The following is a 24,063-nucleotide window of genomic DNA, read 5'->3' on the forward strand; positions in this document are numbered from 1 at the left end:
CCTGTCAGCCGCCACATTTCCAACGGATCAACCTTTGCCTTTGGTCCGGGTCATGTTCGGCCCGCCATTCTTCTCAAGGTGTTCGATGATGATCCCCGCTACGTTCTTGCCGGTGGTGGTCTCGATCCCTTCCAGGCCCGGCGACGAGTTCACTTCCATCACCAGCGGCCCGTGATTGGAACGCAGGATATCCACACCCGCTACTGACAGGCCCATGACCTTGGCCGCACGCAAGGCGGTCATGCGTTCTTCCGGGGTGATCTTGATCAGGCTGGCGCTGCCGCCTCGGTGCAGGTTGGAGCGGAATTCCCCAGGTTTGGCCTGACGCTTCATCGCTGCGATGACCTTGTCGCCGACTACGAAGCAACGGATGTCGGCACCGCCGGCTTCCTTGATATATTCCTGGACCATGATGTTCTGCTTCAGGCCCATGAACGCCTCGATCACCGACTCGGCTGCGGTCGCGGTTTCGCACAGCACCACGCCGATACCCTGGGTGCCTTCCAGCACCTTGATCACCAGCGGCGCGCCGTTGACCATGTCGATCAGGTCGGGAATGTCATCCGGCGAGTGAGCGAAACCGGTGACCGGCAGGCCGATGCCACGACGCGACAGCAGTTGCAGCGAACGCAATTTATCCCGCGAACGGGCGATGGCCACCGATTCGTTGAGCGGAAACACCCCCATCATTTCGAACTGGCGCAACACCGCGCAGCCATAGAACGTCACCGACGCACCGATCCGTGGAATCACCGCGTCGAAGCCTTCCAGCGGCTTGCCGCGATAGTGGATCTGCGGCTTGTGGCTGGCGATGTTCATGTAGGCGCGCAAGGTGTCGATCACGACCATTTCATGCCCGCGTTCGGTGCCGGCCTCGACCAGACGACGGGTGGAATACAGACGCGGATTCCGCGACAGCACAGCGATCTTCATGCAACACCTGTGGAGGAGGTAGATACCGGGAACACCGGCTTGTCTTGTACATATTTGATGCCCGGATTGACCACCAGCTGGCCATCGATCAGGGCTTTGGAGCCGAGCAACAGGCGATAGCGCATGGACTTGCGACAGGCGAGGGTGAACTCGACTGCCCAGACCCGATCACCGAGGGCCAGGGTGGTGCTGATCACATAGCGTACCTGCGCCTGGCCGTTGGAGCTTTTGATGGTTTTACGCGTCACCAGCGGTGCTTCGCAGCGCCGGTGACGCAACTGCACCACCGTGCCCAGGTGCGCGGTGAAACGCACCCACTTCTGGCCTTCGCGTTCGAACGGCTCGATGTCGGTGGCATGCAGGCTGGAGGTGCTGGCGCCGGTGTCGATTTTCGCCCGCAGGCCGGCGACTCCCAGATCAGGGAGCGCCACCCACTCGCGCAGACCGACAACGGTCAAATGGTCAAATGTCTTCAAAGGTACTCAACCGGCAGAAACCGCTCGGGCCGCGTACGGCCGAATTCGCGGTATTCACGCAGAATAAGGGTTAAAAGGCGACAGATATCTACGGCCCGGATCGCCGACCCCTCAAGCAGGTGTCGGCTGGTGTGCATTGTAATCCGGGACGGGGTCATTCATGGCACGACAGAAACGGTAGTACAGTTCATCAACATTTCAGAATGAGGAAATTCCATGGCACAAAAAAGCGAAGAGGACGACAAGGTCCGTCTCGATAAATGGTTGTGGGCGGCGCGCTTTTACAAAACCCGAGCCTTGGCCAAAGCTGCGATCGAGAGTGGCAAGGTGCATTGCCGAGGCGACCGCTGCAAGCCTGGCAAAGAGCCACGCATTGGCGATGAGTTCGAGATTCGTACCGGCTTTGAAGAACGCACCGTGAGGGTCGAGGCCTTGTCGATCGTGCGTCGCGGCGCGCCCGAAGCGCAGACGCTGTATACCGAGACGGAGGCGAGCATTGCCAAACGTGAAGCGGCTGCGGCGATGCGCAAGGCCGGGGCGTTGGGCGTGAGCACCGACGGCAAACCGAGCAAGAAGCAGCGGCGGGATCTGTTTAAATTTCGTGGGAACAGCAACAGCGATTGACCGGCACGGCACACCATTGTGGCGAGGGAGCTTGCTCCCGCTGGAGTCCGAAGGACTCCCTATCCAGTCGATCATGTATTTCAAAGTACAACCGAGTCGACTGGTTCAGTGACTGCTACGCAGCCAAGCGGGAGCAAGCTCCCTCGCCACAGGTTTGCGCAAAGTGTCAGTTTGCGGCAGACACCACACTCATCCGCGATACCACCGGCAGCTTGCCCAGCAAAGCGAAAATCGGCGCAGTCACCTTCAGCCAGAAGTTGGTGGCGTGATAGGCAAACGGTGTGTAGTAACCCCAACCCAACGCCCACACTGCCAGCAGCATGCCGCCGATGTAATCGTCCTGACCCCAATGCGCGCCGGCCACCAGACGTGGCAGCATGAACAGCAACGCCAGGCCCCAGACCGTCAGGAACTGGCCGACTGTGCGGCTGAATACACCCATGAACAGCGCCCAGATCAGCAGCACCGATGCGTGATCACCGGGGAAGCTCTGGCTCGAGCGATCCTTCAGCTCCCAGGCTTTTTCCAGATGCGGGAAGTAGTCACTCAGGTGCACCGCGCCTTCCAGCACCATCGATGGACTGCTGTGCTGCCAGTCCATGTAGTCGGCGAATTTGGAAAACAGCGCGCGGATCACCACCATCAGCAGCAGAATCGAGAAAAAACCGAAAAAGGCGCGACGCACGTCAATCGCCTTGAACACCCAGTCGCCCTTGATCAGCAGCGTCAGCAGGATCAGTCCGACGACAATGTCAAACGGCCGCAGACTTGCAATTGTCCAGATGTGGAGCCATATGGAGTTGCTGGCCAGTGGCGCATTGAGCGAGCGGAACAGCCACTCGTCGAAAATCACACACAGCGAGTTGCCCGTAGGCCATAACCAGAAAGCCAGTAGCGCCAGTGGCACTACGTTGCACAGAACCAGCCGGCCGAGGTTCCACCTTGATTGGAACAAACCCGGATTGTTCATAAAATGCCTCCCATGGCTTAGCGCTGGCACCAAAAAGAGTGCCAAGAAGCGCAAATTTTCACGTCTTGTAACCATTTTGTCACCACATTCAGATACCCAAAATTATGACCGACCTAGCGGATACCGATTTCACTCAACGTTTCATCTTCGATGACAGCGACACGCGCGGCGAACTGGTTGCGCTTGAACGCAGCTACGCCGAAGTCCTCGCCAAGCACCCGTACCCGGAGCCGGTCGCGCAGTTGCTGGGCGAACTGATGGCGGCCGCTTCGTTGCTGGTGGGCACCCTGAAGTTCGACGGCTTGCTGATTTTGCAGGCACGCTCCGAAGGGCCGATTCCGCTGCTGATGATCGAATGCTCCAGCGAGCGCGAGATCCGTGGCCTGGCGCGTTATAACGCCGAGCAGATCGCCGCGGACGCGACCCTTGCCGACCTGATGCCGGGCGGTGACCTGACCCTGACCGTCGACCCGACTGTCGGCCAGCGTTACCAGGGCATCGTCGATCTCGACGGCGAAACCCTGTCTGAGTGCTTCACCAACTATTTCGTCATGTCGCAACAGGTCGGCACGCGCTTCAAGCTGTTCGCCGACGGCCGCCGTGCCCGTGGCATGCTGCTGCAGCAACTGCCGGCCGACCGTCTGAAAGACGAAGAAGACCGCGCCGCCAGCTGGCAGCACATCACCGCCCTGGCCAGCACCCTGACCGCCGATGAATTGCTCAGCCTGGACAACGAAACCGTCCTGCATCGCCTCTACCACGAAGAGCAAGTGCGCCTGTTCGATGTGCAGAACCTGCGCTTCCGTTGCAGCTGCTCGCGGGAACGCTCAGGCAATGCGCTGGTCAGTCTGGGTCTGGAAGATGCGCAGGCACTGGTGGCCGAGCGCGGTGGTGAAGTCGAGATCGATTGCCAGTTCTGCAACCAGCGTTACCTGTTTGATGCGGCCGATATTGCTCAATTGTTCGCTGGCGCAGGCGTCGACACGCCGTCAGATACCCGGCACTAAAACGGTTCAGCGCAGGTAAATTCACTGCGTAACGACGGAATTTCGCCGTTACGACGGGAGGACCCTACTCTTTTTGGGCTTTTCTGGCATAATCCGGCCCACTTTTTTCGCGGTAGTAGTGCACGACTTTCTACTACAAAACGTTTGGAGCACACTCGGCCACTGGCCGACGGGGAACCTCATGACGCAAGCCAATAACGCCGTGTACACCGATCTGAGTGTTGATGATCTGGTAAAAGAAGCCCTGCAACGCGGTGAGGGCGAGCTTGCCGATACCGGCGCTCTGGTCGTTCGTACCGGTCATCGCACCGGTCGTTCGCCAGTCGATCGTTTCATCGTTGAAGAGCCTTCCACCCAGGCCGCTATCGCCTGGGGCCCGATCAACCGCAAGTTCCCGGCCGACAAGTTCGACGCGCTGTGGGCTCGTGTCGAGGCGTTCAACAACGCGCAAGAGCACTTTGTTTCCCACGTGCATGTAGGTGCGGCTGAAGATCACTACCTGGCCGTCAAAATGACCACCCAGACTGCCTGGCAGAACCTGTTCGGTCGTTGCCTGTTCATCAACCCGGCCCAGTACAACCCGGCCGGTCGTGACGAGTGGCAAGTGCTCAACGTGGCCAACTTCGAGTGCGTGCCTGAGCGTGACGGCACCAACTCCGACGGTTGCGTGATCATCAACTTCGCGCAGAAGAAAGTGCTGATCGCCGGCATGCGTTACGCCGGTGAAATGAAGAAAGCCATGTTCTCCGTGCAGAACTTCCTGCTGCCGGCCGCTGACGTGCTGCCAATGCACTGCGCTGCCAACATCGGCGAAGAAGGCGACGTGACCCTGTTCTTCGGTCTGTCGGGCACCGGTAAAACCACCCTGTCGGCCGACGAAAGCCGTTACCTGATCGGTGACGACGAACACGGCTGGGGCGAAGGCGTTGTCTTCAACATCGAAGGCGGCTGCTATGCCAAGTGCATCGACCTGTCCGAGAAGAACGAGCCGGTCATCTGGAAAGCCATCAAGCACGGCGCTGTGCTGGAAAACGTGGTCATCGACGACGCCAAGCACGCCGACTACGCCGATGTCAGCCTGACCCAGAACAGCCGCGCGGCCTACCCGCTGGAGCACGTTGCCAAGCGTTCCGAGAAGAACCTGGGCGGCGAGCCAAACGCTGTGATCTTCCTGACCTGCGACCTGACCGGCGTGCTGCCGCCAGTGTCGATCCTCAACGAAGAGCAAGCGGCCTACCACTTCCTGTCTGGCTACACCGCGCTGGTGGGCTCGACTGAAATGGGTTCGGGCAGCGGCATCAAGTCGACCTTCTCCACCTGCTTTGGCGCACCGTTTTTCCCGCGTCCGGCCGGCGAATACGCCGAACTGCTGATCAAGCGCATCCGCGGCTTTGGCTCCAAGGTCTACCTGGTCAACACCGGCTGGACCGGCGGCGGCTACGGCGTCGGCAAACGCTTCAACATCCCGACCACCCGTGCGGTGATCGCAGCGATCCAGAGCGGCGCGCTGATCGGTGCCGCCACCGAACACCTGGACACCATCAACCTCGACGTGCCACTGGCCGTACCGGGCGTTGAAACCAACCTGCTCAAGCCACGCAACACCTGGGCTGACAAGGCTGCGTACGACGAAGCTGCCAAGGCGCTGGCCGGTCTGTTCATCGAGAACTTCAAGAAGTTCGAAGTGAGCGATGCGATCAAGGCTGCGGGTCCTAAGTTGTAAGGCTTAGTTCTGGTGAATGAAAAAGCCGCCTCTTAGGGGCGGCTTTTTTGTGGGTGTTCATTTTCTCAATGAGCCAATGCATTCAAAACATGAACCGGGTCGTTATGAATGGCCTTGAGCAAAGCTTTTGCCGGCCCGGTTGGCTCGCGACGGCCTGTTCCCAATTTCGTAGAGTGCCGAGTTGGACGTCGATCAGTGCTGCAAATTTGGTCTGGGTCAAACCGGTAGCTTTACGAATTTCTTTGACCTGCAATGCATCAACATGGAATTCGCGAGAAGGTGTGCGCTCGCCTCGTACGATCTCGTCCATCTCTTGCACACTTTCCATCAGCTCATCAAAAAATTTGCTCATGGTCATCTCCATTTTTCGATCAAGACCTTGAGTGCTTTACGCTCATCGCTGGACAGATCGTGTTGTTCATTTTTAGGGTAGATCATCAATAACCCGATTTGTGATGCCGAAACGAATTTGAGTAGATCACTGGTAAGTGATCGTTCTCACGTCGAACATGGGAACGATCTGATCACTCAACCTCAGACTGGAGCTTTCTGGAGCTTTCCAGTTGAGCATTCATTGTTGGGCGACCTGCAACAGGTCAAAGCCGTCTTTGGTCAGCAGGTAAAGAGCGTGGGTGATGTGGGGAATGTCTTCGTTGTCGGCTTGTTTGAAGCTGAGGCAGTAGAGGGTTTTCAGCAGGTCGCTTGAGGCGCGCAGGCGCTGGACGGCGCATTCGAGGATGTCTTGCGGGTTGGCCTGTGTGTCGATGATCAGGGGCTTGGTGTCGGTGAGGTTGGATTCGAGTGAGTAGTAGCGATCAGCGGCTAATTGATTCCATGTTTTCATTTTGTTGATCCTCAAATGCTTCAAGCGAAGCCACCACATCGTGACCAAGCGACAGGAGGCGACTGTGTTCGGGTTGGTCAACCGGTGAGGATCGTGCACAGACCCGGCACACCCGAAGGTGTCCCAAACACAGCCACCATAAACTGCAGGCAATTGAGTGCCGGCAGCATACAGCGGACGCGTATGCACGATCCATTCAGGTGACCAAACCCGAGCCGCTGATTTGCCAGCGACAGCCACGACTATAGATTTGTGCCCTCAAGCCGCGATAGGCGACAAAGAGTCGTGGCGTGTAGGAACGGGTTGAAAATTTCATCGGATGTTCCTACCTTTTTTTCATAATTTTTCAACGTAAATGCTGATACGCCGAAATATCCAGCAAGCTGGTTGCCAGGCCGGTCGCCGGCTTGTAGATCTCGCCTTTCACGCTGCTGAACGGCAAACCTTTACTGCCCAGCGAAACGTAGCGTTCGCCTTGGTCCAGTTCGGTGAAATAGGTATAGGAATGTTTGTGCATCAGTTTGTATTTGGCCTCATCGCGTACGATGCCGTTGGTGAGGTTTTCCAGGTCGGCCTGAGTCAGATCCAGGTTTTTTTGCAGTTGCACGCCCCAGCGTTTGAGGCAGGTTTCGGCGAGGTGGCGCACGATGTGTCCGGGCTCGAACAGCACTTTCAGATCGCTGGCATCGGTCGGGACGCCGCCGCTGCTGGTGGCATTGCCGGCCATGGTGGCGTGGCGCCCTGCCATCGGATAGATGCAGGTTTTAGTGCCGGTAGCAGTCTGTGGGATGACGCAGCTGAACCCTTTGGAGCGTTCGTCGCGAGCGTAGAAGGCTACATACTCTTTGACGTTGGCCGCGAGTTTGACGCGCTCTTCCTGAAAGTTACCAATACCCGGCACGGGGTCGAGCGCGAAGATATTGACCGGAATGTTTTTCAGCAGGCTGTCCTTGAACATTGCATTGGCCAGCATATGGCAACTAATGCCGCCACGGCTCCAACCCACCAGATTGACTTGCGTGGGAATAATACCATCCTTGCGAAAAGTCTTGATGATTTGTTCCTGTAACTTTTGCTGGGTAATGCTGCGATCACCGTAATTATATTTGCGCCAGAACCAGGATCCTTCGACTTTTACATCTTCGATCGGAATGCCGGCGGCTTTCAGGCGATTGTATTCGGCTTCAGTCAGCTGCTCGCGCTGCCAGTCACACTTGCCCTTGATGATATTGAGCGCGTGCAACACGTTTTCTTCCCAGCCTTTGCCGAACAGAGTTCCGCTCAAGCCGTATTCCTTGGTCCTGGTGAATAGATCATCGGCCTGCAAGTTGCCGCTGCCGGGGCCATCCACCACGATCCACTCGGCAAACTCGTGGCCCAAATGATTGGAAGCCAGGGTGGAAATCAGTTCTCCGTTCCAGAAGTTTTCATGGGTGGTATCAAACTTGTTGGAGCCTGTGCCGCAAAAAAATATAGTTAAAACAGACATGTTTGTTGCTCTTTTTAATGAAAGAGCGATCAACGTAATAGGGTTATTTTAAAAGGCAAAGAAGTGTCTTGTGTCTGGATTTGTTGGGAATGTGTTTTTGGTTTTACTGAGCGGTTTTGAGTTTTGCAATTTCCAGTAGTTCGCAGCCATCTTGAGTCAGTAAATAAAGCGCAGTAATGATGTTTGGAATGTCTTTGACGTCTGCCTGTTGAAAACACATGCAGTAGAGAGTTTCCAGTAGATTGTTGGCGGCACACAGACGTTGTTGAGCGGCATCCAGCAAATCTTCGCGGCAGGCGTCTGTGTCGATGACTAATACCGGTTTTTCGCTGTAGCTGGATTTCAATCGGCGGTAGCGGTTGATCGGCGGGTGGAGTGAGTTCATGGCGTCAGGCTGTCCTTTGAGAAGTCGCGCCGGCCACTATAGGAGGGCATTGCGCGGTGGGACAAGGCGGCCGCAATGGACAGAATTCGTAGGGGTTTTCCCCGGGTTCGGGCATTTGCCCTACGTATTTTCAAATCCTTTTAAAGGTAAAACCCTTAGTCGGGAAATTTCCTGCGGGTATATCAGGCGCTTCTGAGCAAACATCTGTATGGTGCGCGCCAGAATCTGTAGGACGTTTGCAAACGTCCGATACGCGCTTAAAGGGAATTGAGTATGCAATGGCTACGTATGGCCTCGATTTCAGTGCTGTTGGCCAGTGGTTGGCGTTTGGCCATGGCATCAGATGCCGACAACGGCTGGATGTTTGCTGGCCCTGAGCGCACTGGCTGGCCCGATGCGCTTTCCAGCCAGACCAGCATCGATACCGCCTCGCGCGCCGAGGTGTTGATGTTCGGCAAAGTCCTGCTCGCCAGTGAAACGCTGGACGAGGTGGGGCTTGAGCAGCGACTGGGTGTGTCGCATGTGCAGCTCAAGTCGATCAGGCAGGTGCGTGACGGTCTGTGGGATCGCTTGCTGAGCAGCTATCGCAACGCCAGTCAGGACTGTGACGGGCAACCGTTCTGTCCTCGCGTGCGCAGTGTCGCGCAGCTGCGTCAATTGGCGGCGGCCTTTACCGGTGACATCACTCCGGCCCATGCGTTGTGGGCGAGCAAGAGCCTGGGGGTGCATGAGCAGGTGTTGAATGAGCACCTGCGAGTGGCAATTTTGCAACCCTGAACCGGTAAGTTTGTATTGCTGTTGCGGGCCTCTTCGCGAGCAGGCTCGCTCCTACAGTGGGCCGAGTTGTCTGCGCCAATGGCTGTATCATCCCGTATCGAATTGACCCCGGCCTTTTCTCGACTCGCTGCGATCGCCCGCTAGGCTGTTGGCATCACAGCGGTCAACGGAGTGACAGCGCATGCACAACACCCTGGAACAGGTTTTCGGTTATCCACAGTTTCGACCCGGACAGGAAGCGGCGATCAGCGCCGTGCTGGCGGGGCGCTCGGCGGCGGCGATTTTTCCCACCGGTTCCGGCAAGTCGCTTTGCTACCAGGTTTCGGCACTATTGCTGCCGCATCTGACCCTGGTGGTCTCGCCGCTATTGGCGTTGATGCAGGATCAACTGGCGTTCCTCAAACGTCACGGCATCAGCGCCGGCAGTATCGATTCGGCGCAAAGCCGCGATGACGCCAATGACGTGATGGCCCGCGCCCGTTCGGGTGAATTGAAGATTCTGATGATCTCGGTGGAGCGCCTGAAGAACGAGCGTTTCCGCAACTTTTTGCAGCAGGTGCCGATCTCGCTGCTGGTGGTCGACGAGGCGCACTGCATCTCAGAGTGGGGGCACAACTTCCGCCCCGACTACCTGAAGCTGCCGGACTACCAGCGTCAGTTCAACATCCCCCAAACCCTGCTGCTGACGGCCACGGCCACACCGAAAGTGATTGCCGACATGCAGGCCAAATTCGCCATCGCCGAAGCGGATGTGGTGACCACCGGTTTCTATCGGCCCAACCTCAATCTGCTGGTCGAGCCGGTACGCGGGCAGGACAAGCGCCGGCGGCTGGTGGAGTGGATGAGCGAGCGTGCGGGGCAACCGAGCATCGTCTACGTCACCCTGCAGAAAACCGCCGAACACATTGCCGAGCATCTGGGACGTAACGGGATTCAGGCCGAGGCCTATCACGCCGGTTTACCCAACGATCAGCGCGAGGCGATACAGAAGCGCTTCATGGCCGGGCAGTCCAATTGCATTGTCGCGACTATTGCCTTCGGCATGGGCATCGACAAGAGCGACATCCGCAACGTGGTGCATTTCGACCTGCCCAAATCCATCGAAAACTACAGTCAGGAAATCGGTCGCGCCGGACGCGATGGACAGCCTTCGGATTGCCTGGTGCTGGCCAACCGCGACAGCCTCAACGTGCTGGAAAACTTCGTCTACGGCGATACCCCGGAGCGCGAGGGGATTCGTTGTGTGCTGGAGGAAATGCAGGCTGCCGCGCCCGAAGGACAGTGGGAGTTTCTGCTCGGACCGCTGGCCGATCAGAGCAACATTCGCTCGCTGCCACTCAAGACGCTGCTGGTGCAGCTGGAGCTGCGGGGCCTGATTGCGCCGCGCTATGCCTATTACGCCGAGTACCGCTTCAAGTACCTGCTGGAACCCGACGCGTTGCTTGAGCGTTTCGAGGGTGAGCGCAGGGAGTTTGTCGCGGCCATCATCCGCACCTCCAGTCGCGCACGCACCTGGGCCACGGTGAATTTCGAGGCGATGTACACGCAATATTCGGCTGAGCGCAATCGGGTGGTGACGGCGCTGGATTACTTCCAGGAAAAGGGCTGGGTCGAGCTTGAGAGCAAGCAGATGACTGAGGTCTACAACGTGCTGCACAGCGATTTCGACAGCGCTGTGTTGAGCGCCGAGTTGCACCAGTACTTCACCCGGCACGAGCAGGCTGAAATCGCGCGGATTCACGCGATGCTTGAGCTGTTCGCCACTGAGCGTTGCCTGGGTTATCGCCTGGCTGAATACTTCGGCGACCACAATGCGCCCGAGCACTGCGGACACTGTTCGGTGTGCCACGGTAATGTCGCGCGGCTGCCGGAACCTCCCGAGTTGCCAGCGCTTGTGGATAAAAGTTTCTCGGCGCTGTGCGGTGATTTTATCCACAGGCACGAACAGCACACCGGCAGCATGCCGACGGCGGAGCGTCTGACGCGTTTTCTGTGCGGGATAAGTGTGCCGCTGTTTACCAAGCTGAAGGCGCGGACGATCTCGGGGTATGCGGCGCTGGAGGAGTATCCGTACGCGCAAGTCCGCAGTTGGGCTGACAATCATCTGCTCGAGTAAATACAAATCCTGTGGGAGCGGGCTTGCTCGCGAAGGCGTCATGACAGTTGAAATTCCCATGCATGACACTCCGTTTTCGCGAGCAAGCCCGCTCCCACAGGGGATTGTGGCGCCATGGCGGATTGTATCCATGCGCTGAATGTCGCTCATCACGGTAATAAACTTCAAAAATGCCCGGTGCCTGACTATGGTGAAGGCTGTCTTCGGATCGCCAACAAGAGAACAACATGAGCCAGACATCCTTCGATATTCAGCAAGCTGCCGTGATCGGCGCGGGCACCATGGGCCGCGGTATTGTCATGTGCCTGGCCAATGCCGGCATCGCCGTGCAATGGGTCGATAACAACCCACAGATGCTTGAACAGGCGCTGGGCGCAGTGGCGCAGACTTATGCACACAACGTGCGCCAGGGCCGGCTCGATCAGGTCGAAGCGGATGCACGTCTTGCCCGGATCAGCGCGGCGGCGGATTACCCGGCGATCCGTAATGTCGATCTGGTGATCGAAGCGGTGTACGAAAACCTCGCGCTCAAGCAAAAGATCTTTCGCGAGCTGGATGGCCTGCTCAAGCTTGAGGCGTTGTTGGCGAGCAACACCTCGGCACTGGATATCGACGCGATTGCCGCTGCAACCAGGCGCCCATCGCAAGTGCTCGGTCTGCATTTCTTCAGCCCGGCGCATATCATGAAACTGCTGGAAATCGTCCGCGGAGCACAGACTTCACCGGCGACGCTGGAAGCGGCGCTGGCGCTGGGCAAACGCATGGGCAAGGTCAGTGTGGTGTCGGGCAACTGCCACGGTTTTATCGGCAATCGCATGTTGCATCCGTATGTGCTTGAGGCGCGCAAGATGCTGCTCGAAGGCGCTTATCCACAGCAGGTCGACGCAGCGTTGCAGGGTTTCGGTTTTGCCATGGGGCCGTTTCGCATGTACGACGTGGTCGGCATTGATCTGGAGTGGCGCGCGCGCGAATTGGCCGGCGAGGGGCAGGATGCGCCAGAGGTTCAGGTCGACAACCGTTTGTGCGAACTGGGGCGTTTCGGGCAGAAGTCCGGCAACGGTTACTACCACTACGAGCCGGGCAGTCGTCAGGCCGAGCATGATCCCGAGGTCGATGCGCTGATATTGAGCGTTAGCGAAGGCCTCGGCTTTCAGCGCCGCGAGATTGGGTCCGAGGAAATCCTCGAGCGCTGCCTTCTGGCGCTGGTCAACGAGGGCGCGAAAATTCTGCAGGAAGGCATTGCCGAATCGGCGCATGACATCGATCAGGTGTACATCAATGGCTACGGCTTCCCGGCGGACAGAGGCGGCCCGATGGCCTGGGCGGACGATCAGGGACTGGCGGACATTCACAAGCGCTTGCTGGCGCTGGAGACGCGACAGGGCGATCAATGGCGGCCGGCGCCACTGATTGGCGAGCTGGCGGCGCGAGGCAAAGGTTTTTACCTTTAGACTGGACAGATAACTCAAGGAGTCGATACCGATGTCCAGCACCATGGCGCAACGCGCCGATTACCCACATTTCCAGCCGATCACCACCCGCTGGCACGATAACGACGCCTATGGGCACGTTAACAACGTCACCTATTACAGCTTTTTCGACACGGCGGTTAATACCTACCTGATCCAGGTCGGCGGGCTGGATATTCATGACGGCGAAGTGGTGGGGTTTGTGGTCAGTTCGGCCTGTGACTACTTCGCCTCGATCGCTTTTCCGGACCTGATCGAGATCGGTCTGCGGGTCGGCAAGCTGGGTAACAGTTCGGTGCAATATGAACTGGCGGTGTTCAAGGTCGGTGAAAGCGAGGCGTGTGCGGCGGGGCGTTTCGTCCATGTATTCGTGGACCGGACGAGCAATCAGCCGGTGCCGATTCCAGGCAGATTGCGTGATGCGCTGGAGCGTCTGGTGGTTTGAACCTGAGCAAAAAAAATCGCAGCCCTTGGGCTGCGATTTTTGCTTTCGCGCTTAACGCAACGGGTTAGTCGCGATAGTAGCGGTGATGCTTGCGATGGCCGTAAGCGTGGCCACGGCCAGGGTGACGGTCGCGGTAGTAGCGACGGTCGTCACGGCCGCGATCGTAATGACGATCATCGTCATTGCTTTTGTTACCCATGTAGTTGCCCAGCGCGCCACCGGCGCCACCACCTGCTGCGGCGCCGATCAGGCTGCCGGTGGTGCCGCCCATGCTGCGGCCGACCACGTTACCGCCAGCTGCGCCCAACGCACCGCCAATGGCCGCTTCGCCACGGCTGTGTTTGTTCGCGCCGACCGCGCTACCACCCGCGCCGCCCAGGGCCGCGCCAATGGTTGAACCTGTGCTGCCGCCTAAAGATTGACCGACGACCGAGCCAAGAACCCCGCCCAATGCGCCGCCCACACCTGCTTCGGTGGTGCCTCCGGCAGAAGCGAAGCCACTGACCAGGCCAAGGGACAACAAGAGAATCGAGGAGAACTTCATAGAGGAGCCTCAAAGGGATGACGGCGCGATCCTGAGGCTCTGTATCACGGCTGACAATCGAAATCCGACGAATAACACGACTTGTATACAATTATGCAAGTTGCTGTTTTGTATGCGGAACTTAAGCGATTTTCGCCGGTCTTTAGCTACTTCGGACAGGCCGCTTTTGTGAAAAAGCGGCCTTTTTTGTGGGCGTTGGAATGGTGCAGGGTACAAAGAGTTTTGTTGAATGTGCCACCGCTTTCGCGAGCAAGCCCGCTCCCACATTTGAAATGCATTCCAATGTGGGAGCGGGCTTGCTCGCGAAGGGATCAGTCCAGGCAACGCTTTACGCAGATTTGGCCATGATCAACCCAGTCTCGCTTGCAGCCTCCAGCCGGATCGCAATGAACTTCGACGTCGGCGTATGGCTGCCATCCCCGGTGCTTTCCAGCGGCACCAGCGGATTCACTTCCGGGTAATAAGCCGCCGCTTGCCCCGCAGGAATATCAAACGCCAGCAAGGTAAAGCCCTTCACCCGACGCTCACGGCCATCATCCCAGATCGACACGATGTCGGCCTTCTGCCCCGGGCGGAAGCCCAGGCGAATGATGTCGGCCTCGTTGGCGAACAGCACATCGCGCTGGCCCTTGACCCCGCGGTAACGGTCGTCGAGACCATAGATCGTGGTGTTGTACTGATCGTGGGAGCGCATCGATTGCAGGATCAGGTCCGGCAGTTGTCCGGTGGCACGGGTACGTTCATGCACCAGGTCCTTGGGCAACATGTTCGCGCGGAAATTGGCCCGGCCCGACGGCGTGTTCCACTTGCGTGCACCGGCACTGTTGCCGAGGTAGAAACCGCCCGGGTTCTTGACCTTCTCGTTGAAGTCCTTGAAGCCCGGAATGGTATCGGCGATCAGGTCGCGGATGCGCCGGTAATCGGCCACCAGCCAGTTCCAGTCCACTGGTTTGCTGCCCAGCGTGGCGACGGCGATGCCGGCGATGATTGCCGGTTCCGAGCGCATCTGGTTCGACAGCGGCTGCAACTGGCCATTGGAGGCGTGAACCATGCTGAACGAGTCCTCCACGGTGACCGCTTGCGGGCCTTCGGTCTGGATATCGATGTCGGTTCGACCCAGGCACGGCAGGATCAGCGCGTCTTTACCGTGGGCCAGGTGGCTGCGGTTGAGCTTGGTGCTGATCTGCACGGTCAGGTCGCAATTGCTAAGCGCCGCGAACGTGCGCGGGCTATCCGGTGTGGCCTGGGCGAAGTTGCCGCCCAGACCGATGAAGACCTTGGCGCGGCCCTCGGCCATGGCGTGGATCGCCTCGACCACGTTGTGGCCGTTTTCACGTGGCACCTTGAACTGGAAGCGCCGTTCCAGCGAGTCGAGGAACGCCACCGGTGGACGCTCGTTGATACCCATGGTGCGGTCGCCCTGCACGTTACTGTGGCCGCGCACCGGACACAGACCCGCGCCTGGCTTGCCAATGTTGCCGCGCAGCAGCATCAGGTTGGCGATTTCCTGGATGGTCGGCACCGAGTGGCGATGCTGGGTGATGCCCATCGCCCAGCACATGATCACGTTCTTGCCTTTGGCGTACATGCGCGCCGCTTGCTCGATCTCGACCAGGGTCAGGCCGGATTGCTCGACGATCTGCTCCCATGAGGTGTCGTCGACAACCCCGAGGTATTCCAGCACGTTGGCGCTGTGGGCATTGAGAAAGTCATGGTCGAACACGGCTGGAGCGCCTGCTTTCTGCGCGTCGCGCTCCCACTGCAAGAGGAATTTGGCCATACCGCGCAGCACTGCCATGTCGCCGCCCAGTGCCGGACGGAAATACGCGGTGTTGGTCGGCTTATCGCCGTTGGTGAGCATTTCCAACGGATGTTGTGGATGCTGGAAGCGTTCCAGACCGCGCTCTTTCAGCGGGTTGATGCACACCACTTGCGCGCCGCGCTTCACCGCTTCACGCAGCGGTTCGAGCATCCGCGGATGGTTGGTGCCGGGGTTCTGGCCCCAGACGAAAATCGCGTCGGCGTGTTCGAAGTCGTCGAAGGTCACCGTGCCTTTACCGACGCCGACACTTTGCGCCAACGCCACACCGCTGGCCTCGTGGCACATGTTCGAGCAGTCGGGGAAGTTGTTGGTGCCGTAAGCGCGCACGAACAGCTGATACAAATACGCCGCTTCGTTGCTGGCACGACCCGAGGTGTAGAACTCGGCCTGGTCCGGGCTCGACAGCGCTTGCAAGTGCTTGCCGATCAGGGCGAAGGCGTCGTCCCAGGCAATGGGTTTGTAGCGATCGGTCTGGGCATCGTAGACCATCGGCTCGGTCAGGCGGCCCTGGTATTCAAGCCAGTAGTCGCTCTGCTCCAGCAACGACGTCACGCTGTGTTTGGCGAAGAACTTGCCGTCCACTCGGCGCTTGGTTGCTTCCCAGTTCACTGCTTTGGCGCCGTTCTCGCAGAACTTGACCATGCCGCTTTCCGGGGAATCGCCCCAGGCGCAGCCCGGGCAGTCGAAGCCACCGTTCTGGTTGGTCTTGAGCATCATGCGCAGGTTTTTCAGCGCGTTGTCGCTGGTCAACCAGGCCTGAGCCACACTGATCAGGGCACCCCAGCCGCCGGCTGGGCCCTTGTAAGGCTTGTAGCGCGGGACGGGTTTCTGGTCGGCTTGATGATGTTGGCTCACGCTTGATTCTCCATCGCTGGGCTGTAAACCCGCGGCGCATTCTTCTGCGGCAGGTGGATGAGATTGAGGTTGTGGCGACGGGCCCATTGCACGGCAAGGCCCGTGGGCGCGGACAGGCTGACCAGAGTCTGGATGCCGGCGCGTAAAACTTTCTGGATCAATTCGAGACTGCAACGGCTGGTGACAATCGCCAGCCCACCCTCTGTGGATATCTTCTGGCGGATCAGGCCGCCGATCAGTTTGTCGAGGGCGTTGTGCCGGCCGATATCCTCGCGCCCCAGCAGCAATTCACCGCTGGCGTTCATGAACACCGCCGCGTGTACCGCGCCGCAGTGCTGGCCGAGTGGCTGGAACGCGCCGATGCGCTGGCGCAGACCGTCGAGCCAGGCAGCGGGCGGCAACGGTGCGCCGGGCAACACTTTGAGGTCAGGCAAGGCCTGTTCCACCGCCTCGACGCCGCACAGCCCGCAACCGCTGGTACCGGCCAGTTGTCGGCGCTGTTGCTTGAGGTTCCAGAACGCGCGGTTGGCGATGGTCACCTGCGCGTATTGCGCCGAGCCCGCGCCGGTCAGTTGCAGGTCATAAATGTCGCTGGCGTCCTGAATGATGCCGCTGCCGAGGCTGAAACCGACGATGAAGTCTTCCAGATCCGTCGGCGTCACCAGCATCACTGCCTGACTGATGCCGTTGTAGGCAATTGCCAACGCGACTTCCTCGGCAAGCGCGGTGCTGGCCGATTCCACAAGGGGCAGATCGCTGTAGCTGTAGGTCTGGCTGGCGGCGGGCGCGGGCGTTTCGAGTGCAGGCGCCGCGCAGGCTGGGCGCTTGGCGTTCATGGCATCACCGACGGATTGATCAACGCTAAGACTAGGCGCGGCAACTTGTCGCGTCTAATCGGTACTGTCGATCTATTGATAGATGGCGTCGATCAAGCGACTCCGCAATTGGCCGGGCGGCACGCCGAAGGCTTGAGTACGCGGCATTGCCGGGTCATTGGTCGGTCTGGAACCGGGCTCGGCAAAGGTGGTCTAGGCTTTCACGTCTGGAACCCAAATCAAGGAGTGTGCGCTATGAGTCTGTTGAGCTTTGTGAAAGAGGCCGGAGAAAAGCTGATTGACCTGCTGACCCCGGGTAATGCCAATGCCAGTGAGCAGTTGAAGGAACATATCGACAAGGTCGGTCTGGGCAACCCAAATGTTCAGGCGACTGTGGACGGCGACAAGGTCACGGTTAAGGGGGAAGTCGCGAGTCAGGAGGAGAAAGAAAAAATTCTTCTGACTTTGGGCAACATTGCCGGGATTGGCAGTGTTGACGACCAGATTACGGTGACAGGCCCAGTAGTGGTGGCTGCGGAATTTGTCGAGGTGAAGGCAGGTGACACGCTCAGTGCGATCTCTCTGCGGGTTTATGGCAATGCCAACCAGTACCAGAAAATCTTCGACGCCAACAAACCGATGCTCAAGGATGTGAACAAGATCTATCCGGGCCAGAAGCTTCGTATTCCGAAGTAATAACCACGCTGTGGCGAGGGAGCTTGCTCGCGTTCGGCTGCGCAGCAGTCGTGAACATTTGGGACAGCTTCGCGGCCCATCGGGAGCAAGCTCCCTCGCCACAGTGATGTTGCTAGAGTCCGCGAATCAAATCGCGGTAGTCTTCAACCGCCGCAAACTCAGCCGTGTCCTTCGGCCCCTTGCGACTGTCCGGCTCTTTCACCGCCAACAAATGCGTCACACCAAATTCCCGCGCACTGCGCAGAATCGGCAACGTGTCGTCGATGAACAGACTGCGTGCCGGATCGAAACCGATATCCGCCTGCAAGGCATCCCAGAACTGCGGATTCTCTTTGGGGAAACCGTAATCGTGGGAGCTGATCAGCCGTTCGAAATACGGCGCCAGTTCGATCCGTTCCAGTTTCAACGACAGTGAATCCCGGTGCGCATTGGTGATCATGATCACCCGTTTGCCGGCCTTTTTGATCGCCTGCAGAAAGGTGTCGGCATCCGGGCGCAGTGCGATCAGGTGCGCGGTTTCCAGTTTCAGTTCACGCACCGACAGCTTCAGTTCGGTGCTCCAGAAATCCAGGCAGTACCACTGCAGTTGCCCGGCATGGCGCTCGAACAGCGGCTGCAACTCCATGTCGGCCATGGCCCGGCTCACCCCGTGCAGTTCGGCGTAGCGTTGCGGCAGGTGTTCCAGCCAGAAATGGTTGTCGAAGTGCAGATCCAGCAACGTACCGTCCATGTCCAGCAGGACGGTATCGATGTCAGACCACGGTAAAGAAGGCATGGCAACGTCTCGAGCGGTAGAAAGATATCCGACACAAACAATCGGGAAAGCCGCGTTATAGTAGCGCGTTCACGCCAAGGAGCTTTGCATGCGCCAGAAACCCACTGTACTCGCCCGCGAGATTGTCGCCACCAGTCGTCTGTTTTGCGTCGAAGAACTGAAGCTGCGTTTTTCCAATGGCGTGGAGCGCACCTACGAGCGTCTGGTCGGCAAAGGCGCGGGTTATGGCGCGGTGATGATTGTGGCGATGTTCGACAGCGAACACGCGGTGCTGGTCGAGGAGTACTGCGGCGGCACCGACGAATACGAACTGTCCCTGCCCAAAGGCCTGATCGAGCCGGGCGAGGATGTACTGGCAGCGGCCGAGCGCGAGCTCAAGGAAGAGGCCGGTTTCGGTGCGCGCCAACTGGAGCATCTGACCGAGTTGTCGCTGTCGCCCGGTTACATGAGCCAAAAGATCCAGGTGGTGCTGGCCACCGATCTCTACGAGGAGCGTCTGGAGGGCGACGAGCCCGAGCCGATGCGCGTCGACAAGGTCAACCTGCGTGAACTGGCGGCGCTGGCGCAGAACCCGCAATTTACCGAAGGCCGCGCCCTGGCGGCGCTGTATCTGGCGCGTGACCTGCTGACGCAGCGCGGGTTCTTTCAGTCATGAGTGAGATGTCGATGAGTTTTCCCCATCCGTTGATGGCGCCGGTGGTTGAGCTGGCATTGCAGGCTGGCGAGGCGATTCTGCCGTTCTGGCGCTCTGGCGTGGAGGTCACCGCCAAGTCCGATGATTCACCGGTGACCGCAGCGGATATGGCCGCGCACCATGTAATCGTCGCCGGGCTGACCGCACTGGACTCCAGTATTCCGATTCTGTCCGAAGAAGACGCCAACATTGCGCAGAGCGTGCGCGCCGGGTGGCAGCGCTGGTGGCTGGTGGATCCGCTGGATGGCACCAAGGAGTTCATCAGCGGCAGTGAAGAATTCACCGTCAACATCGCCCTGATCGAAAACGGTCGGGTGGTGTTTGGCGTGGTGTCGATGCCGACCAATGGCCGCTTCTATGTCGGCGGTGCCGGTCTCGGCGCGTGGCGTGGGGACAAAGGTGGTTCGCCGGTTGCGATTCAGGTGCGTGACGCGCTCGCGCCCGGTGAAGCGTTCACCGTGGTGGCGAGCCGTCGCCACTCGAGTCCGGAGCAAGAGCGGCTGCTTGCCGGCCTGAGCGCCAGCCTGGGCGAGTTGCAACTGGCAAACATCGGCAGTTCGTTGAAGTTTTGTCTGCTGGCCGAAGGAGCGGCGGATTGCTACCCAAGACTGGCGCCGACGTCGCAATGGGACACCGCTGCGGCGCAGGGCGTGCTCGAAGGTGCCGGCGGCGAGGTGCTGGATCTGCAGGGCGAAGCGTTCTGTTATCCGGCGCGGGAATCGCTGCTCAATGAGTTCTTTCTGGCGCTGCCGGCGAAAGCGGCGTGGCGTTCAAGACTGTTGGAGCTGGCTCGCTCCTGAGTCCTGCACATCGCACTGTAGTGAGGGGATTTATCCCCGATGGGCCGCGTAGCGGCCCCACTCTACGTACGACATGAATTGCAACTGCTGCGCAGTCGATCGGGGATAAATCCCCTCGCCACAAATGATCACTGCATCACGAAGACTCAGCGGTGCAGAACGTATTGCCCGCTGAACGTCACTGCATCCTCATCGCTGCCGGCGTTGACGATCCGCGTATTAAGCGTCAACCGTGCGCGCCCATAACGCTGATACATCGCCAGAAACTTCTTCCAGACCGCCGCTTTCGGTGGCGGACAGATCGCCGTGGCATCACCGGTCACGGGCAGCGGATAGCTGATCTGGCCTTCCTGAATCACGATGTGCCCGTCTTCGATGCCTTCTTCTTTCAGGCGCAGATGCAGCCAGCCCCAACCCGCCAGCACTGCGCCGCAGTAGAGACTGCCGCCGAACATGGTGCTCTTGTGATTGACGTTCGGCTCCAGCGGCAAGTGCAGGCTTAACTGCTGCTCATGCCAGGCGAGGACCTTGAGTCCCATCTCCCGGGTCAGCGGAATGTCGTGATGCAGCACCGATTCCAGATAGCGGCTGTCGCGGTTCATTCGGCTTCTTCTCCATGGGCGCCACTGTCGGCGAAATTCAAGCCGTGCTTGCGCAGCTTGTCATGCAGGGTCTTGCGCGGAATACCCAAGGCTTCGGCGAGGCTGCGCACCGAACTGTGCGAGCGCGCCAGCTCAGCGGCGATCAACGACTTCTCGAAGTTTTCCACCTGCTCGCTCAGTCCGCCACTGACGACTTCCACGGTGGTGCCGCCGCCTTCACTTCCACTGTTATCCAGCGCCAGTTCCAGCCCCAAGGCGAACCGCTCGGCGGCGTTCTGCAGTTCGCGCACGTTGCCCGGCCAGGTGTGGCGCAGGAGCAAGGCGCGTTGCGCCGGCTGCAGTTCATGCGGTGGCAAACCGTGGCGGGCGCTGGCTTCATCGGCGTAATGCTGAAACAGCACCAGCGCGTCCTCGCCGCGTTCGCGCAGTGGCGGAATGCGCAGCGGTGCAACGTTCAGGCGGTAATACAAGTCGGCGCGAAAACGCCCTTGATCAGCGGCCTGACGCAGGTCTTCCTTGGTCGCGGCGATGACGCGGATGTCCAGCGGGATCAGCTGATTGCCACCCAGACGTTCGACCACACGCTCTTGCAGCATGCGCAGCAGTTTCACCTGCACGTCCATGCTCATGCTTTCGATTTCGTCGAGGAACAGCGTGCCGCCGTTGGCGAATTCGAATTTGCCGATCCGGCGTTTCTGCGCGCCAGTGAACGCGCCCGGCTCATGCCCGAACAGCTCGCTCTCGACCACCGATTCGGCCAGCGCCCCGGCGTTGATCGCCACGAACGGGCCGTTGCGCCGACTCGACAAATCGTGCAGCGCACGGGCCACGACCTCTTTGCCGGCGCCGGTTTCACCAAGGATCAACACGTCGGCCTTGGTCGCCGCCAGCGCACCGATCTGCTCGCGCAGGCGCAGCATCGGCGCCGAATGACCGACCAGTCGTGCGCTCAGTTCGTTGCGATCGCTCAGGGCCAGACGCAGGCTGCGGTTGTCCAGCACCAGCCGGCGCAGGGCCAGGGCGCGGCGCACGCTGTCGAGCAGGGCATCGCTGGCGAACGGTTTTTCCAGAAAGTCATAGGCGCCTGCGCGCATCGCCTGCACCGCCAGCGGCACATCGCCGTGGCCGGTGATCAGCAGCACTGGCAGTTCCGGATCCTGCGCGTGCAGTTCGCTCAACAGTTCCAGGCCGTCCATACCTGGCATGCGGATATCGCTGACCACCACGCCGGGCCAGTCACGCTCCAGTTGCCCGGCCAGACCTTTGGCTTCGGACAGCGGAAGGATTTTCAGCCCGGCCAGATCCAGAGTCTGGCCGAGGGCCTGACGCAGGTGCGGATCGTCGTCGATCAACACCACCTGAATGCGATTGTCGATGGTCATGCACTTCGATCCTCGGACGGTTGCAGGCTGACCCCGGGCGCACCAGCGCGCAGCCGCAGGGTGATCAAGGCGCCACCTTGCTTGTGGTTGGCGAACGACAGTTCACCGCCGAAGGCGCGCATCAGGGTTTCACAGATCGCCAGCCCCAGACCAAGGCCCTGAGTGCGGGTCTTGGTGGTGTAGAAGGGCTCGCTGGCTCGGCCGAGGGCTTCCATGCAAAAGCCCGGGCCGTTGTCGCGAATGTACAGATTGACGCCCTCGGCCGTGGATTCGGCACTCAGCCACAGTTTGCGCGGCGGGCCTTTTTCGGTCAGCGCATCGAGGGCGTTGGCCAGCAGATTGCCGAGCACCTGGCGCAGACGGGTTTCCCCGGCCTCGACCCACAGCGTGGCGGCGGGCAGGTCGCGGATCAGCTCGACTTCCATGCTGCGGCGCCGTTTTGCGAGCAATGCCAGTGCATCGTCCAGCGCCGGTTGCAGGGCCACGCTTTCCGGAGCATGTCGATCGCGGCGGGCAAAGGCACGCAGGTGGGCGATGATCGAGGCCATGCGCCCGGTCAGTTCGCTGATCAATTTCAGGTTGCCGCGAGCATCGTCGGTGCGTTGATGATCGAGCAGCACTTCGGCGTTTTCCGCATAGCTGCGAATCGCCGCCAGCGGCTGATTGAGTTCGTGGCTGATACTCGCCGACATGGTGCCCAGTGCCGAGAGTTTGCCAGCCTGGACCAGATCGTCCTGGGCGCGGACCAGCTCCTGCTGGGCCTGTTCACGCTCCAGCACTTCCTGCTTCAGGCGGCGGTTGAGGCCTTCCAGATCGCTTGTGCGTTCGGCCACCCGACCTTCCAGTTCACGCCGGGCCTTGGCTTCGAAGGCGATGCGTTCCAGATAATGCCGGCGACGCTGCATCATCAGCCCAAGCAACAGCATCACCACCAACAGCGTAGCGCCGCCGATCGCCACCACAGTGCGCACCGGACGGTCGATCAGCGTGCGCGGGGCAAGGATGCTGACGCTCCAGCCGGTTTCGGCGATATCGACGGTTTGGGTCAGCCAGGCGCTGTCGCTGAGGTTCAGCGGGCGCGGCTCGCGGGTCGGATAGGGCTGGATGGCGGTGATTGCCGAGCGCTCGGTATCGCTCAGGGTGCGGGTCGAACGGAAACGCCATTCCGGGCGCGAGGTGAGAATCACCACGCCGTTATGGTCGGTCACCAACAGTTGTTCCGGGGTTTTGCCCCAGAGGCTTTCGGTGTGGTCGAGGTCGACTTTGATCACCAGCACGCCGATGATTTTTTCGCCGTTGCGCACTGCTGCGGCGAAGAAATAACCGCGCTTGGCCGAAGTAGTACCGAGGCCGAAGAAACGTCCCAGACGCCCAGCCATGGCCTCGCTGAAATACGGACGGAAGGCGAAATTGCGTCCGACAAAGCTGTCATGTTTATCCCAGTTCGACGCCGCCAGGGTCTGGCCGCTGGTGTCCATCAGGTACATGACTTCGGCGCCGGTCTGCGCCGCGATGTTTTTCAACAGACGGTTGGCGTTGCCCTGGGTGACACCGTCGTCCGGTGCGCCGAGCACGGCGCGCAGGGCCGGCAGGTCGCCGAGGATCTGCGGCAACACTTCATAACGGTGCAGGGTGCCCAGCAGGTTGGCGACGTAGAGGTCGAGGGTCTGGCGGTTTTGTCCGGCCAGTTCACTGCGGTAATAGCGCTCGGCCAGATGCTCCAGCGGCCACAGCAGCGGCGCCAGACACAGGGCCAGCAGTGCGAGGCTGCGCCAGCGAGGTCTGCGGGGAAGGGTAGGTTTCATGAGCTGGATGCGCCT

23 protein-coding genes and 2 pseudogenes are annotated in these 24,063 nt (G+C 59.7%); 10 read left to right on the forward strand and 15 right to left on the reverse strand.

Features of this window, described 5'->3' with window-relative positions:
* Positions 1-27 precede the first annotated feature (27 nt).
* The gene (gene rimK / locus AC1RBR_RS26585) at positions 28-933 is read right to left on the reverse strand and encodes a 30S ribosomal protein S6--L-glutamate ligase (protein WP_007952690.1); all 906 of its coding nucleotides are present in this window, start codon (positions 931-933) and stop codon (positions 28-30) included.
* Positions 930-1,409 carry a retropepsin-like aspartic endopeptidase RimB gene (gene rimB, locus AC1RBR_RS26590; protein WP_492567308.1) on the reverse strand — a complete coding sequence of 160 codons (480 nt, stop codon included), beginning with the start codon at positions 1,407-1,409 and terminating at the stop codon, positions 930-932. Before rimB ends, rimK begins: the two co-directional genes overlap by 4 nt.
* Positions 1,410-1,625: 216 nt before the next feature.
* Between rimB and AC1RBR_RS26595 the strand changes: the two genes are divergently transcribed.
* Positions 1,626-2,033 carry an RNA-binding S4 domain-containing protein gene (locus AC1RBR_RS26595; RefSeq protein ID WP_098966686.1) on the forward strand — a complete coding sequence of 136 codons (408 nt, stop codon included), beginning with the start codon at positions 1,626-1,628 and terminating at the stop codon, positions 2,031-2,033.
* A 166-nt stretch (positions 2,034-2,199) separates the two neighbouring features.
* On the opposite strand, the gene AC1RBR_RS26600 is transcribed toward AC1RBR_RS26595, so the two are convergent.
* Entirely contained in the window at positions 2,200-3,003 is an 804-nt protein-coding gene (locus tag AC1RBR_RS26600; protein WP_492567309.1) for a phosphatase PAP2 family protein, read from the reverse strand.
* A 104-nt stretch (positions 3,004-3,107) separates the two neighbouring features.
* On the opposite strand from AC1RBR_RS26600, the gene hslO reads away from it, so the two are divergent.
* Positions 3,108-4,010, forward strand: a complete 903-nt coding sequence (hslO, locus tag AC1RBR_RS26605) for an Hsp33 family molecular chaperone HslO (RefSeq protein WP_095137915.1) — start codon at positions 3,108-3,110, stop codon at positions 4,008-4,010.
* A 181-nt stretch (positions 4,011-4,191) separates the two neighbouring features.
* Positions 4,192-5,733 carry a phosphoenolpyruvate carboxykinase gene (locus AC1RBR_RS26610; protein WP_492567310.1) on the forward strand — a complete coding sequence of 514 codons (1,542 nt, stop codon included), beginning with the start codon at positions 4,192-4,194 and terminating at the stop codon, positions 5,731-5,733.
* 65 nt (positions 5,734-5,798) lie between these two features.
* Here AC1RBR_RS26610 and nadS read toward each other — a convergent pair.
* The 5 genes and pseudogenes from nadS to AC1RBR_RS26635 all read right to left on the reverse strand — a co-directional run bounded on the left by nadS (position 5,799) and on the right by AC1RBR_RS26635 (position 8,451).
* Positions 5,799-6,085, reverse strand: a pseudogene (gene nadS / locus AC1RBR_RS26615) (NadS family protein).
* Between the two features lie 2 nt (positions 6,086-6,087).
* A pseudogene (locus AC1RBR_RS26620) lies at positions 6,088-6,201 on the reverse strand (type II toxin-antitoxin system RelE/ParE family toxin); the annotation flags it as partial.
* Positions 6,202-6,304: 103 nt separating this feature from the next.
* Positions 6,305-6,577 carry a hypothetical protein gene (locus AC1RBR_RS26625; RefSeq protein ID WP_492567311.1) on the reverse strand — a complete coding sequence of 91 codons (273 nt, stop codon included), beginning with the start codon at positions 6,575-6,577 and terminating at the stop codon, positions 6,305-6,307.
* Between the two features lie 346 nt (positions 6,578-6,923).
* Complete coding sequence (locus AC1RBR_RS26630) at positions 6,924-8,066, reverse strand: hypothetical protein (RefSeq protein WP_492567312.1); 1,143 nt, start codon at positions 8,064-8,066, stop codon at positions 6,924-6,926.
* Between the two features lie 103 nt (positions 8,067-8,169).
* Positions 8,170-8,451, reverse strand: a complete 282-nt coding sequence (locus AC1RBR_RS26635; protein ID WP_253150231.1) for a hypothetical protein — start codon at positions 8,449-8,451, stop codon at positions 8,170-8,172.
* 273 nt (positions 8,452-8,724) lie between these two features.
* Here AC1RBR_RS26635 and AC1RBR_RS26640 point away from each other — a divergent pair, with 273 nt between their 5' ends.
* From AC1RBR_RS26640 to AC1RBR_RS26655, 4 genes are all read left to right on the forward strand, one after another.
* Entirely contained in the window at positions 8,725-9,228 is a 504-nt protein-coding gene (locus AC1RBR_RS26640) for a polysaccharide deacetylase (protein ID WP_492567313.1), read from the forward strand.
* A gap of 181 nt (positions 9,229-9,409) precedes the next feature.
* A complete protein-coding gene (locus AC1RBR_RS26645) occupies positions 9,410-11,344 on the forward strand; it encodes a RecQ family ATP-dependent DNA helicase (RefSeq protein ID WP_492567314.1) in 1,935 nt (644 codons plus the stop codon).
* A gap of 227 nt (positions 11,345-11,571) precedes the next feature.
* Positions 11,572-12,795, forward strand: coding sequence for a 3-hydroxyacyl-CoA dehydrogenase (locus tag AC1RBR_RS26650; RefSeq protein ID WP_492567315.1), 1,224 nt, complete (start codon positions 11,572-11,574; stop codon positions 12,793-12,795).
* A gap of 31 nt (positions 12,796-12,826) precedes the next feature.
* Positions 12,827-13,258 carry an acyl-CoA thioesterase gene (locus AC1RBR_RS26655; RefSeq protein WP_095137924.1) on the forward strand — a complete coding sequence of 144 codons (432 nt, stop codon included), beginning with the start codon at positions 12,827-12,829 and terminating at the stop codon, positions 13,256-13,258.
* Positions 13,259-13,322: 64 nt separating this feature from the next.
* Here the strand turns inward: AC1RBR_RS26655 and AC1RBR_RS26660 are convergent, their stop codons facing one another.
* From AC1RBR_RS26660 to fdhD, 3 genes are all read right to left on the reverse strand, one after another.
* Entirely contained in the window at positions 13,323-13,802 is a 480-nt protein-coding gene (locus AC1RBR_RS26660) for a glycine zipper domain-containing protein (RefSeq protein WP_095137925.1), read from the reverse strand.
* A 328-nt stretch (positions 13,803-14,130) separates the two neighbouring features.
* Positions 14,131-16,479 (reverse strand): FdhF/YdeP family oxidoreductase, encoded by a 2,349-nt coding sequence (locus AC1RBR_RS26665; protein ID WP_492567316.1) that lies wholly within the window; start codon positions 16,477-16,479, stop codon positions 14,131-14,133.
* Positions 16,476-17,315: a formate dehydrogenase accessory sulfurtransferase FdhD gene (fdhD, locus tag AC1RBR_RS26670; RefSeq protein ID WP_492567317.1), complete on the reverse strand. Its 840-nt coding sequence runs from the start codon at positions 17,313-17,315 to the stop codon at positions 16,476-16,478. Before fdhD ends, AC1RBR_RS26665 begins: the two co-directional genes overlap by 4 nt.
* 234 nt (positions 17,316-17,549) lie before the next feature.
* On the opposite strand from fdhD, the gene lysM reads away from it, so the two are divergent.
* The gene (gene lysM / locus AC1RBR_RS26675; RefSeq protein ID WP_098966705.1) at positions 17,550-17,990 is read left to right on the forward strand and encodes a peptidoglycan-binding protein LysM; all 441 of its coding nucleotides are present in this window, start codon (positions 17,550-17,552) and stop codon (positions 17,988-17,990) included.
* Between the two features lie 112 nt (positions 17,991-18,102).
* On the opposite strand, the gene yrfG is transcribed toward lysM, so the two are convergent.
* Positions 18,103-18,765, reverse strand: coding sequence for a GMP/IMP nucleotidase (gene yrfG, locus AC1RBR_RS26680; RefSeq protein ID WP_095137928.1), 663 nt, complete (start codon positions 18,763-18,765; stop codon positions 18,103-18,105).
* A gap of 88 nt (positions 18,766-18,853) precedes the next feature.
* Here yrfG and nudE point away from each other — a divergent pair, with 88 nt between their 5' ends.
* Complete coding sequence (nudE, locus tag AC1RBR_RS26685; RefSeq protein WP_027611223.1) at positions 18,854-19,420, forward strand: ADP compounds hydrolase NudE; 567 nt, start codon at positions 18,854-18,856, stop codon at positions 19,418-19,420.
* 11 nt (positions 19,421-19,431) lie between these two features.
* Positions 19,432-20,259 carry a 3'(2'),5'-bisphosphate nucleotidase CysQ gene (gene cysQ, locus AC1RBR_RS26690; protein ID WP_492567318.1) on the forward strand — a complete coding sequence of 276 codons (828 nt, stop codon included), beginning with the start codon at positions 19,432-19,434 and terminating at the stop codon, positions 20,257-20,259.
* Positions 20,260-20,405: 146 nt separating this feature from the next.
* Here the strand turns inward: cysQ and AC1RBR_RS26695 are convergent, their stop codons facing one another.
* Genes AC1RBR_RS26695 through AC1RBR_RS26705 form a run of 3 tightly spaced genes read right to left on the reverse strand, consistent with a single transcriptional unit; the run spans position 20,406 to position 24,048 of the window.
* Entirely contained in the window at positions 20,406-20,861 is a 456-nt protein-coding gene (locus tag AC1RBR_RS26695) for a YiiD C-terminal domain-containing protein (RefSeq protein WP_492567319.1), read from the reverse strand.
* A complete protein-coding gene (locus tag AC1RBR_RS26700; RefSeq protein ID WP_481396260.1) occupies positions 20,858-22,243 on the reverse strand; it encodes a sigma-54-dependent transcriptional regulator in 1,386 nt (461 codons plus the stop codon). Before AC1RBR_RS26700 ends, AC1RBR_RS26695 begins: the two co-directional genes overlap by 4 nt.
* The gene (locus tag AC1RBR_RS26705) at positions 22,240-24,048 is read right to left on the reverse strand and encodes a sensor histidine kinase (protein ID WP_095137931.1); all 1,809 of its coding nucleotides are present in this window, start codon (positions 24,046-24,048) and stop codon (positions 22,240-22,242) included. The genes AC1RBR_RS26700 and AC1RBR_RS26705 overlap by 4 nt, the downstream gene beginning before the upstream one ends.
* Positions 24,049-24,063: the final 15 nt, after the last annotated feature.

This window comes from Pseudomonas sp. GW823-FHT01D03, assembly GCF_058798255.1.

What these genes read in the sequence shown, in the direction of transcription:
- rimK (WP_007952690.1), bottom strand. Translation starts at nt 933, where the DNA reads ATGAAGATCGCTGTGCTGTCGCGGAATCCGCGTCTGTATTCCACCCGT.
- AC1RBR_RS26595 (WP_098966686.1), top strand. Translation starts at nt 1,626, where the DNA reads ATGGCACAAAAAAGCGAAGAGGACGACAAGGTCCGTCTCGATAAATGG.
- AC1RBR_RS26600 (WP_492567309.1), bottom strand. Translation starts at nt 3,003, where the DNA reads ATGAACAATCCGGGTTTGTTCCAATCAAGGTGGAACCTCGGCCGGCTG.
- hslO (WP_095137915.1), top strand. Translation starts at nt 3,108, where the DNA reads ATGACCGACCTAGCGGATACCGATTTCACTCAACGTTTCATCTTCGAT.
- AC1RBR_RS26610 (WP_492567310.1), top strand. Translation starts at nt 4,192, where the DNA reads ATGACGCAAGCCAATAACGCCGTGTACACCGATCTGAGTGTTGATGAT.
- AC1RBR_RS26625 (WP_492567311.1), bottom strand. Translation starts at nt 6,577, where the DNA reads ATGAAAACATGGAATCAATTAGCCGCTGATCGCTACTACTCACTCGAA.
- AC1RBR_RS26630 (WP_492567312.1), bottom strand. Translation starts at nt 8,066, where the DNA reads ATGTCTGTTTTAACTATATTTTTTTGCGGCACAGGCTCCAACAAGTTT.
- AC1RBR_RS26635 (WP_253150231.1), bottom strand. Translation starts at nt 8,451, where the DNA reads ATGAACTCACTCCACCCGCCGATCAACCGCTACCGCCGATTGAAATCC.
- AC1RBR_RS26640 (WP_492567313.1), top strand. Translation starts at nt 8,725, where the DNA reads ATGCAATGGCTACGTATGGCCTCGATTTCAGTGCTGTTGGCCAGTGGT.
- AC1RBR_RS26645 (WP_492567314.1), top strand. Translation starts at nt 9,410, where the DNA reads ATGCACAACACCCTGGAACAGGTTTTCGGTTATCCACAGTTTCGACCC.
- AC1RBR_RS26650 (WP_492567315.1), top strand. Translation starts at nt 11,572, where the DNA reads ATGAGCCAGACATCCTTCGATATTCAGCAAGCTGCCGTGATCGGCGCG.
- AC1RBR_RS26655 (WP_095137924.1), top strand. Translation starts at nt 12,827, where the DNA reads ATGTCCAGCACCATGGCGCAACGCGCCGATTACCCACATTTCCAGCCG.
- AC1RBR_RS26660 (WP_095137925.1), bottom strand. Translation starts at nt 13,802, where the DNA reads ATGAAGTTCTCCTCGATTCTCTTGTTGTCCCTTGGCCTGGTCAGTGGC.
- fdhD (WP_492567317.1), bottom strand. Translation starts at nt 17,315, where the DNA reads ATGAACGCCAAGCGCCCAGCCTGCGCGGCGCCTGCACTCGAAACGCCC.
- lysM (WP_098966705.1), top strand. Translation starts at nt 17,550, where the DNA reads ATGAGTCTGTTGAGCTTTGTGAAAGAGGCCGGAGAAAAGCTGATTGAC.
- yrfG (WP_095137928.1), bottom strand. Translation starts at nt 18,765, where the DNA reads ATGCCTTCTTTACCGTGGTCTGACATCGATACCGTCCTGCTGGACATG.
- nudE (WP_027611223.1), top strand. Translation starts at nt 18,854, where the DNA reads ATGCGCCAGAAACCCACTGTACTCGCCCGCGAGATTGTCGCCACCAGT.
- cysQ (WP_492567318.1), top strand. Translation starts at nt 19,432, where the DNA reads ATGAGTTTTCCCCATCCGTTGATGGCGCCGGTGGTTGAGCTGGCATTG.
- AC1RBR_RS26695 (WP_492567319.1), bottom strand. Translation starts at nt 20,861, where the DNA reads ATGAACCGCGACAGCCGCTATCTGGAATCGGTGCTGCATCACGACATT.
- AC1RBR_RS26700 (WP_481396260.1), bottom strand. Translation starts at nt 22,243, where the DNA reads ATGACCATCGACAATCGCATTCAGGTGGTGTTGATCGACGACGATCCG.
- AC1RBR_RS26705 (WP_095137931.1), bottom strand. Translation starts at nt 24,048, where the DNA reads ATGAAACCTACCCTTCCCCGCAGACCTCGCTGGCGCAGCCTCGCACTG.